This is a genomic window from Brevibacillus daliensis (assembly GCF_021245735.1).
GTDB classification, from domain to species: domain Bacteria; phylum Bacillota; class Bacilli; order Brevibacillales; family Brevibacillaceae; genus Brevibacillus_B; species Brevibacillus_B daliensis.
Window position 1 is genome coordinate 39,124 of sequence record NZ_JAJISB010000045.1, and the last position, 8,828, is coordinate 47,951.

Here is an 8,828-nt window from a genome sequence, read left to right on the forward strand (position 1 = left end):
AACAAATGAAAAGATTTGAAAGGAAAATGATATATGGTAGCTATATATGCACGTACTGGAACACATGACACGGAGGCAATACAGCGACAAATTTCAAAATGTATATATGATGTTAAAGATGGTGATTTAATAATATTTTCAGATTGTGGAGTATCAGACTTGTCCGTTAATAAGCCTCGATTGAATCTTCTAATTGAGAAGGCAAAGTACGGAGAACTTAAGAAAGTAATTGTAGCTGACCATTCACATTTTTCTAGGAAACCACAAGAGGTTGCAAATATTGTGAGCCAACTACATGAGACTGGAGTTGAAGTGGTTTTCGTTGAAGGTAAATAAAACGGTGATTTAATTAGGGGGAAGATAATATGCAACTTATAAAAATTGGTCAAGGATATGAATTACCTGTTGGAGATTATTGTGGGATTAGAATTCAAGAAAATGGAATTCCTAAGTTTGAAGTGAGGTTATCTGGCACAGCAGCCGCCGTGATCAATGCGAATAAGAATATTTATGAAGAAGTATATGAATGGCTTGAGCAAATTGCTGAAAATATTTATAGTACTGGAGAAGTCACCAAATTCGAAGTAATTAAAATTGATTCAACGCACATTAATGATAAGCAATATATAATAAAAAACTGGAAAAATCTGATCAAAGGGTAATTTGATCGGAAGGACGGTCGAGAAAAACTTGAAAATTGATCTTCAGTGGAGGACTAAGTTAGAAGAACTAACTAAACTTTCTACACTAGAATTGGACAGGAAACCTGGTATTTAAATATGGATGCTAACAACGGTGAAATATACGTAGGGAGATTGTGTGGTAATGCCACACCCAAGAACGAAGAATGGAATAGACAAATTGCCTGTGTAGAAAAGTTACTAATTTATGCTCATGCACCAGCGTGTAACTCACAATTTATTAATAGGATTAATGAGAGCGACGTTGAAGATATACACGTTTATAACTGGGAAACTAATTGAAGTTTAATGCCAGAGGTGTCTGGGCGTAGGTGGTCAAGCATGATTGAGAATAATCCCTTTGTTTATTCGGGGTAAAATGGGGATTTCAATTGATTCAAATATTAATCATATAAGGGGTGGGTATAAGATGAAATTGAATCCGGAAGGAAAAGAACTATTTTGGGAGATTTGTAAACAACTCAATGATTTGAAATTTGTAGTGGATACAATGAAATTTGAAAGAGAGAGAGTTGAAAGTGTTCCTTTTTTATTTCCTTCCAAGATCCGAAGTGAGCATAGCACAAAAAATATACACCTTCAAGTTGCAGCAGTCCAATATATTGGTGGAAGGAGTAGTTATGAAAAGAATTTAATAGCTGGAATCACTTTAAGAATTTATCTTGCCCCTTTTAGAGAATTAGGAATTGAGGACATTTTTGGAGTTGAAAATAGATTTCGTTCAACTTTAAAAGGATCAAGTAGAACACCCTATTATGACTATGTTTTTGACTGCAATAACTACGATAAAGAAGATATTATTAAAGAATCTAGTAAGGCTTTAAGTAGCCTTAATGAAAAACTGTTAGACACTATCCCATATTATTCTACTTTACCAATAGAGAAAATTCCTGAGAGTATAATTACACTACCTAAGTATTAGTCATAATGAAATGAGGGTTTTATGAGGAGGCATTGCAATGTCAGATATGTGGGATAAAATTGTAGCCAGAAATATTTGCGATGAAACTAAGCTACATCGGTACAATTTGTATAGAGAATGGGATGGAAACAAACCAAAAGCAACTATAATAATGTATAATCCTGCTAGATTGAACCCACATGCATTTAGACTTGGCTCAACGTTATCAAAGGTGTTTGAACATATTGAAGATAAGTTCGGAAGCATTGAGGTAGTCAATTTGTATCCAATGGTTAGCCCAAAAAAGGACGATATAAAGCACGATCGTTATTTTGATGAGTATAATTTTACCTTCATTCATGATGCAGTAGTAAAAGCAGACGAGGTAATATTATTTTGGGGTAATGATTCTGTTACAACCAAGAATGAAGATTTTCTCAACCTATTGCGAGACAATAATCATAAGTTGAAATGCTTTAGATTAACAAAATCAAAGCAGCCAGATTACATATTATCTCCAAATAAAGTTCTTCACACATTAAAAAAGTGCTATTTAAACAAGAATGGGAAATTTGAGATATTCCAATAAAAGATTAGTTTTATAGTATGCAGTTCTACATTGCTATGTAATGAGTTAGTGATTTATAATCATTTCCATGAGGTGATTACATGTCATTAACTGTAAAGATTTCCATTAAAGATGATAAAGGTAAAGCAGCAGAAATTGAGCTTCAAGAAACTGAGAATCTATCCAAATTAGTCATTATACAAAATGTATTTAATCTTTTTGGGATTGAAAGAGACATTTTAGATACTATAAAAGAATTTGATAAGATTGGTAAAGCATATAGCAATTTTTTTGAAGCAATGAAACAAGAGGAAGATAAAACTAAAACCGAACCTATTCAGAATAGTGAAGATATACGAGAGAAAATGATTGAAGGATTAACAAAGTTAGAAGAATCGAAAGAAGAAACGAAAGAAGAAACGAAAGAAGAAACAGCAACAGATTACATAGAAACTGGCATAAAAATTGATAACAATGGTAAAAAAAGATTTAGATTGAGATATGAATGTCCTATCTGTATGAATAAAGGAAATCATTATGTTTATGAAGGTTCAACTGAGACATGGTGCCATTCATGTAGTAGTAGAATGCCTATTAAAGCTACTCACAAAGATGGATTTCCTAATAGAGATTCATTTGGGAACTTTTATAGGGCAGGAAACTACCATGATCATTTCTTAAAATAATGTAATGAAATACATTAACAATAAATAAGGGTGCTCATTTGAGCGCCCTATTATTCTTTCTACAGGCTTATTTTTGTGATTTATTGTAAATGGATATTATCTATTTTACTTATATAAGACACATATTTTTAATTGCTTCGGTCTCAGAAAAGATATAGAATATGAATATACAAACGTACGTTCCTGAAAAGTGGGAGAGTACATGATGATTTTCGATTTATGTGAATACAGAAATAACTTGGTTAGTATTTTCGGACAAATAAAAGTAGGGGTTGATGATTCAGAATTTAGTATTCTTTCTCCTATACTGAATAAAAATATATCAATACATTTAACTAATGGCGAAAAACTCAGTCTTGAAATTATGAATATTGAGAGTGAAAAAATTCAATCAGAATGCGATGATTACAACTTTTATAGTTTAAATATTCATGTCAAACTTATTTTGAGTAATAGAAGTGAGATAGAAGAGGAAGATCCCATTACATGTGCTTACTGGATGCTCTCAAATCTGAATATGGATTTAGCGTTTATTGACTTACATTTTGCTACGCATGAGCACAGTTTTAAAGTCTATTCTTCTTCGATAGAATATACTAAATAAAATTATATAATATTGTAATGATCGCCTTGCATGGTATACTAACAGTAGTGATACCTATAATTGTTTAATAAAGAATAATAGTAAGATATGTATATGGTAGGGAGTTGGAAAAATGCAAACAGGGATAACTAGAGAAATGATTGAGTCAGTTGTATCAGAAGCATTTTCTCTTGAAATACACTCAAATAGAAAAAAAGTAAACCAACTAAAAAAATTTATGTCAGAGTTTGGAATAGGTCTTGCAGATACTCAAAGAATTATTAGTAATAAGACTCCACTAGAAAACATTAGTGACAGTGTATTATGCTTGTTGCTCTTAGGTTTATCTAAAACTATTGATGATTATGATTTGAAAATTAAAAGTAATCCAATGAATTATTTTACTGAAAATGAAATTAAGGAAGCAAAATTACAAGACTTTTCATCTAGTGATCCAGATATATTGCCCTATACTTTTGAAAATGTTACACAATTTGAGTTAGACGATTATGATACTTCAATACATGCACAACAACTTCTTACATTAATAGAAGGGAATATTATTCAATATAACTTTGACACTCAACGTGAAGCTAAGATTCTTAAATCTAGCAAAACTCCAACCGGAATCATTAGAGTTCCTAAGCTAAACGAGAAATCAGTAAAAGAAATGACTGATTTAATTATAGAAGGAAAATTATTTAGAACAGTAATTACTTTTAATGCTCGTTTGAATTCGTCAGATACTGGACAGGAACTCATTTATGACACAAAGAATAGAACCCTAACTGTAACTGAAGGTACTAAATTGGATTGTTTAGATGGATTTCATCGATTAACCGCAACAATTAACGCCTTAAAGATTAATCCAGGAATTAAAATGACTTTTGGCTTAAGAGTAGTTAATTACAGTACGAAAAAAGCACAAAGTCTATTCTCGCAAATTAATACATTTACCAGTCAAAGTATATCTAGACTTGCTGAAATGCGTCAAAGTCAGTCTTCTTATGTTGTTAAACAACTGCGAGAAGAGTGTATTATTGGTGATAAAATATCATCAAGTGATGTTTTAGTTAATGATCAGCTAGTTAGTTTTAATGTGCTTGATTCGGTAATTGACGAAGTTTTTAATCCAGAAAATATTATTGAGGCAAAAAAAGCAGTAGAGTATTTGAAAGAAGCGTTTGATGCTATTGCACTAGGATATCCTGAAGAATTTGTTACGAATATACTTCAGACTAAGAAAAAAACATTGATTAATTCAAATCAGATGTTTTATGCGTATGTGATAATGGCAAAGCGCTTGAAAGATAAAGATCTTCCTGCTAATGATATTTTGAAGTTTGTAGAACAAGTAGATTTTTCTAGGGATAATCAACTATGGGAAGACTTGGGTATATTAGATGCGAAAAAGAATATTACCACTAATCCAAAGAACAAAATAAAAAAATATTTTAGAAATTTGATTTTCAAAGAGGAGATTGATCATGTCTAATATTAAATATGAGGATGGTTATTATAATGAACAATTAAAAATAGCCTTTTTGAGTCAATTTGTAGATACGATTAGAACTTATGAAACCTATGCAAGAATATTGAAAGCAAGCAGAGACATTGAGGAAGAGAAAAATAAAGATCTTGCCAGATTTAATATTAGTGAAATAGAAGATCTTTTTGATCATTTAAGTCCAACAACTTTAGCAGCAAGCAGGAATAATATCAGTATTGTAAATAGCTACATTGACTGGGCAATTGTTAATGGACATAGAGAAAACAACATTAATCCAATTAGTTTAGTAAAAAACACTCATGGTTTTGAGGAATCATTTATTGATAAGACTTTCAGACAATATTTTTCGAAGAAAGAGATTTACGATATCGTAGACTTTGGGGTAAATCCCCAAGATACAGTAATTCCACTAGCACTATTTGAGGGATTTGCGGGCAAAGAAAATTTTGAGATTAGGCATTTAAAATGGGAAGATGTTGATCAAGAGCTAAATAAAGTACTGGTAAGAAATGTTGATGGTTCAGCTAGAGAAATAGAAGTTTCGGATATGTTAATGAGATATATTAAGCTAGCTTATAACCAGAAGGATTATTACAAAAATAATGGTCATGAACTCCCAGATAGCTCAAGAAATCGAAAAGAAACGCTAGAACTTTTAGACACTGGATTTGTGTTAAAGAATGCAAATACTAGAGTTGCTAATATGGATTCGATTGGTAAGCATGTTATTTCAAGACGATTAACTAGCTTAGGGGAGTATTTTGGTATTAACAGCTTTACTGCGATTAAAATTATTCGCTCAGGAATGATTTATATGGGTTATGAATTGTTAAAGAGGGATGGGATATTAGATAAAGAGCAGCTAACTGAAATTTGTATTAGATTTAACATTCCTAAAGTCCAAAGCGGCAATAGCTTTGATTATAACTTTTCTAGATTGAAAGAATTAGTCAATAAAGACGCAATAAATGATTTGTATAGTATTTAAGTTTATCCCCTAGCCTCTAGGGGTTTTATTTTTTATTTTATCAAATAGATATTTACAACTGATGATGAATACATTAAGATAATAATATAAAAATATGTATACATATAATTTCAATAAAACCTGACTTTCATTGGATAGGAGAGAAGAACATTGTGACTGATGAAGAATAACAACGAGCAGTGGAGTTGAGGAAGCAATTGGGATTAGAAGTCACATTCGGCAATGAAGAACCATGAATCTTCAATAAAAAAAAAATGAGTTTTGAAGATTTCTTCAGGGAATGGTTTGATGATCTGAAAGATATGGAGGGATAGAGAGTGTTTGCGAGAGTTAGTTTCGATAGTGAAAATCGGTATTAAAATTAAAGAAAAGGAAGAGATTGAATTATTTATTTCAAATTCAATAGAATGTAATTCATTGGTGTTGGAAGATGGAGAGTTAAAAGAATTCTATAGCTGGTCGCATACATATGATCAAGAAGAAGCTGCTCGATCTGAAGGGAAAAAGAGATATGTAACCAAGTCCGATTATGTAGACTTGAAACCAAGCAAGGAGTATTTAATAGAGGTTGATTCTTTTATTCAAAAGTTTCCAACGATAAAAATAAAAATTAGAGGCACAGCTCAAACGTCAAATAGCTTACGGATGGGCTCGTAGCACCAACTTAAAACGACCTTCCTCTCCAGCCGTAGTAGAAGTATGGACCGATTCAAACCATTTTCATCATCTTTGGTGCAGCAGCGCTGCATGAGTGGCTAACGGGGCAGTTTAGTTGAACAAGGACTTCAAGGTTTTAACATTGAATTACATATGTACATATAAAAAGTGGGGGGAAATAATGAATAAAATTTATATTATATCTGGACCAGCAGGAGTAGGTAAATCCACAACTTCAAAGGGTCTTGCAGAACAGTTTGATCATAGTGCTTATATTGAAGGTGATTTAATAAATCATATGGTTGTTGGCGGATATCTTCCACCTTGGGAAAGTAAAGAATCACTATCGTTAGTTTGGGAAAATATAGCTGATTTAAGTATCAATTTTGTACAGGCAAATAAGGATGTAATCATTGATTATGTTGCTTTCCCAGAAGAAGTAGAAAAATTTTCTCAAAAGATTTATGCTGAGGTAAAAAACGTAGAAATTATATATGTTGTTTTATGGGTCGATAGTGGTGAACTGTTGAGAAGAGATGCTTTAAGGATTAAAGAACATCAGATGGGAGTAAGATGTTTAGAATTAGTGAATGAATTTGAAATTAAAGGAATAGATAAACGATTTTTCTATAATACAACCTACTTACAGCCATCGGATTTAGATGAAGTCTTTCTGAATATAAGAGAAAATCCTTCATTCAAATATTGATTTATTCTTCAACTAACGGGTGCATTAGTTCAACAAGAAGCTACAAATTTGTAAAAGGTCCTGCAATTGCAAGTAATTTGCGGAAAAAATTAGAAGGCGGAGGTGTTCCTCGCCCAAGCAGCAATCAGCCGAAGCCAAAGACTCAATTCGATTTTTCTAAGCTGCCCAAAGATCCTCAACAATTATTAAAAAATGGATGGAAGGATGTGACCCATCCAGAATTAAAACGCAATACTAGCTCTAGAGAATATTACGACCCCAAATCAGGACTCAGAGTCAGATTTGATAAAAAGCGAGAAGGCGCACCAGGTTTTGAGGGCAAAGATCATTATCACATCTTTAATCCAAATTCTACAAGCAACAGAGATTTATATTTGGATGTAAATGGAAATCCAGTTAGCAAAGGGTCAAACGCTTCTCATATACTTCCGGGAGGACAATAATATGGAAATAGAAAAACTGTTTTATATGTATGATTTTCACGATAGTTTAATCAATAAAATCGAGTATAAACCTGATGATAATATGGTGGTTATTAGCCTTGACTTGCTTAATTGGAGACAACGGGGGTATAAAGAAACTGAACCAGAAATTATTCCTAGACAATTAATTTTCAAACAGGTATCAAAATTTGAAATTAGCTCGAATAATATATCCACATTCTTTTTAAAGGAATATAACGGTGACGAAATACTAGAAGTTGACGTTAATTCAAATTTGGCGGTGATAAAATCATATGATTTAAAAGAGCTTAATTTAATATTAATAGAAGCTAAAGATGTTGAGATGCTAGAAGAGAGTATTGCAAATGATTAATTATCAAAGCTGAGCATGGCTGAAAATTATATTTAGCCATGCTCAAAATAACTATCTTTGTCAAAGAAGTTGTTTAGATGGGGTGTACCTTCTTCTCTTCCAAATAAAAGATTCATTTTATAAGATAGAAAAAATAAAATAAAAATATGTATATATAATTTATAATGGCATATTAGTCGTATAAGAGAGGTGATCAAGTGGGGTAGGGGTAAACAAGAGTCCTCCAGTACTAATCTGACTATAAAATTAAAAAGTAAAAATAATGGGAGGATTATTATTAATGAGTGAAAATCAAACAACTTTACGTGAAGCGACAAATGAAGTAGTGATTAAAGGGGTACTTCAAGAGCTTCGATTGGAAGAAAAAACAGTAGGAGATAGACTAGCAATTACTGGTGAAATCGATATTAAAACTGATGAAAATTCAGTACATACAGTGAATGTTTTCGCTTTTAAGTTTAACAAAGAGGGAAAAGAAAGTGGTATTTATTAAGGACCTAATACTGTAAAAACTGAATACAAATCAATCGCAAATAGTAATGAGGAAGAAGCAGATAAGGTAAGCATTACTGCTGGAAAAGTTGGGGTAAATGAATATTTTTCAAATGATGAATTAAAAACGTATCCTCAACTATCTGGATCTGAGTCAATATCTTGGACACAAAAATGTTAAGTGCTAGGATGCTTTTCTCAGCAAATCTTCTACTGC

General features: G+C 31.9%; 12 protein-coding genes and 1 pseudogene. All 13 read left to right on the forward strand.

Annotation, left to right across the window (positions count from 1 at the left end; all coding sequences use genetic code 11):
* The first annotated feature begins 33 nt into the window (after positions 1 to 33).
* The 13 genes and pseudogenes from LM917_RS22670 to LM917_RS24930 all read left to right on the forward strand — a co-directional run bounded on the left by LM917_RS22670 (position 34) and on the right by LM917_RS24930 (position 8,792).
* Positions 34 to 336, forward strand: a complete 303-nt coding sequence (locus LM917_RS22670) for a recombinase family protein (RefSeq protein WP_232699983.1) — start codon at positions 34 to 36, stop codon at positions 334 to 336.
* A gap of 29 nt (positions 337 to 365) precedes the next feature.
* Positions 366 to 662 carry a hypothetical protein gene (locus tag LM917_RS22675; protein WP_232699984.1) on the forward strand — a complete coding sequence of 99 codons (297 nt, stop codon included), beginning with the start codon at positions 366 to 368 and terminating at the stop codon, positions 660 to 662.
* A 448-nt stretch (positions 663 to 1,110) separates the two neighbouring features.
* Positions 1,111 to 1,623 carry a hypothetical protein gene (locus LM917_RS22680; protein ID WP_232699985.1) on the forward strand — a complete coding sequence of 171 codons (513 nt, stop codon included), beginning with the start codon at positions 1,111 to 1,113 and terminating at the stop codon, positions 1,621 to 1,623.
* Positions 1,624 to 1,660: 37 nt separating this feature from the next.
* On the forward strand, positions 1,661 to 2,191 hold the full coding sequence (locus tag LM917_RS22685; protein ID WP_232699986.1) for a DUF1643 domain-containing protein: 531 nt from the start codon (positions 1,661 to 1,663) through the stop codon (positions 2,189 to 2,191).
* Positions 2,192 to 2,271: 80 nt separating this feature from the next.
* Positions 2,272 to 2,856: a hypothetical protein gene (locus tag LM917_RS22690; RefSeq protein WP_232699987.1), complete on the forward strand. Its 585-nt coding sequence runs from the start codon at positions 2,272 to 2,274 to the stop codon at positions 2,854 to 2,856.
* A gap of 205 nt (positions 2,857 to 3,061) precedes the next feature.
* Positions 3,062 to 3,460 carry a hypothetical protein gene (locus tag LM917_RS22695; protein ID WP_232699988.1) on the forward strand — a complete coding sequence of 133 codons (399 nt, stop codon included), beginning with the start codon at positions 3,062 to 3,064 and terminating at the stop codon, positions 3,458 to 3,460.
* Positions 3,461 to 3,572: 112 nt separating this feature from the next.
* A complete protein-coding gene (locus tag LM917_RS22700; RefSeq protein ID WP_232699989.1) occupies positions 3,573 to 4,934 on the forward strand; it encodes a DNA sulfur modification protein DndB in 1,362 nt (453 codons plus the stop codon).
* Positions 4,927 to 5,937: a phage lytic cycle repressor MrpR family protein gene (locus LM917_RS22705; RefSeq protein WP_232699990.1), complete on the forward strand. Its 1,011-nt coding sequence runs from the start codon at positions 4,927 to 4,929 to the stop codon at positions 5,935 to 5,937. The genes LM917_RS22700 and LM917_RS22705 overlap by 8 nt, the downstream gene beginning before the upstream one ends.
* Before the next feature lie 321 nt (positions 5,938 to 6,258).
* Positions 6,259 to 6,594 carry a hypothetical protein gene (locus tag LM917_RS22710; protein WP_232699991.1) on the forward strand — a complete coding sequence of 112 codons (336 nt, stop codon included), beginning with the start codon at positions 6,259 to 6,261 and terminating at the stop codon, positions 6,592 to 6,594.
* A gap of 181 nt (positions 6,595 to 6,775) precedes the next feature.
* Positions 6,776 to 7,303 (forward strand): AAA family ATPase, encoded by a 528-nt coding sequence (locus tag LM917_RS22715; RefSeq protein ID WP_232699992.1) that lies wholly within the window; start codon positions 6,776 to 6,778, stop codon positions 7,301 to 7,303.
* A 77-nt stretch (positions 7,304 to 7,380) separates the two neighbouring features.
* Positions 7,381 to 7,746 carry a hypothetical protein gene (locus LM917_RS22720; protein WP_232699993.1) on the forward strand — a complete coding sequence of 122 codons (366 nt, stop codon included), beginning with the start codon at positions 7,381 to 7,383 and terminating at the stop codon, positions 7,744 to 7,746.
* 1 nt (position 7,747) lies between these two features.
* The gene (locus LM917_RS22725; RefSeq protein ID WP_232699994.1) at positions 7,748 to 8,119 is read left to right on the forward strand and encodes a hypothetical protein; all 372 of its coding nucleotides are present in this window, start codon (positions 7,748 to 7,750) and stop codon (positions 8,117 to 8,119) included.
* A 280-nt stretch (positions 8,120 to 8,399) separates the two neighbouring features.
* A pseudogene (locus LM917_RS24930) lies at positions 8,400 to 8,792 on the forward strand (YorF family protein).
* Positions 8,793 to 8,828: the final 36 nt, after the last annotated feature.

Bases quoted from the DNA above. Each gene is read 5' to 3' on its own strand.
- LM917_RS22670 (WP_232699983.1), top strand. From the start codon at position 34: ATGGTAGCTATATATGCACGTACTGGAACACATGACACGGAGGCAATA.
- LM917_RS22675 (WP_232699984.1), top strand. From the start codon at position 366: ATGCAACTTATAAAAATTGGTCAAGGATATGAATTACCTGTTGGAGAT.
- LM917_RS22680 (WP_232699985.1), top strand. From the start codon at position 1,111: ATGAAATTGAATCCGGAAGGAAAAGAACTATTTTGGGAGATTTGTAAA.
- LM917_RS22685 (WP_232699986.1), top strand. From the start codon at position 1,661: ATGTCAGATATGTGGGATAAAATTGTAGCCAGAAATATTTGCGATGAA.
- LM917_RS22690 (WP_232699987.1), top strand. From the start codon at position 2,272: ATGTCATTAACTGTAAAGATTTCCATTAAAGATGATAAAGGTAAAGCA.
- LM917_RS22695 (WP_232699988.1), top strand. From the start codon at position 3,062: ATGATTTTCGATTTATGTGAATACAGAAATAACTTGGTTAGTATTTTC.
- LM917_RS22700 (WP_232699989.1), top strand. From the start codon at position 3,573: ATGCAAACAGGGATAACTAGAGAAATGATTGAGTCAGTTGTATCAGAA.
- LM917_RS22705 (WP_232699990.1), top strand. From the start codon at position 4,927: ATGTCTAATATTAAATATGAGGATGGTTATTATAATGAACAATTAAAA.
- LM917_RS22715 (WP_232699992.1), top strand. From the start codon at position 6,776: ATGAATAAAATTTATATTATATCTGGACCAGCAGGAGTAGGTAAATCC.
- LM917_RS22725 (WP_232699994.1), top strand. From the start codon at position 7,748: ATGGAAATAGAAAAACTGTTTTATATGTATGATTTTCACGATAGTTTA.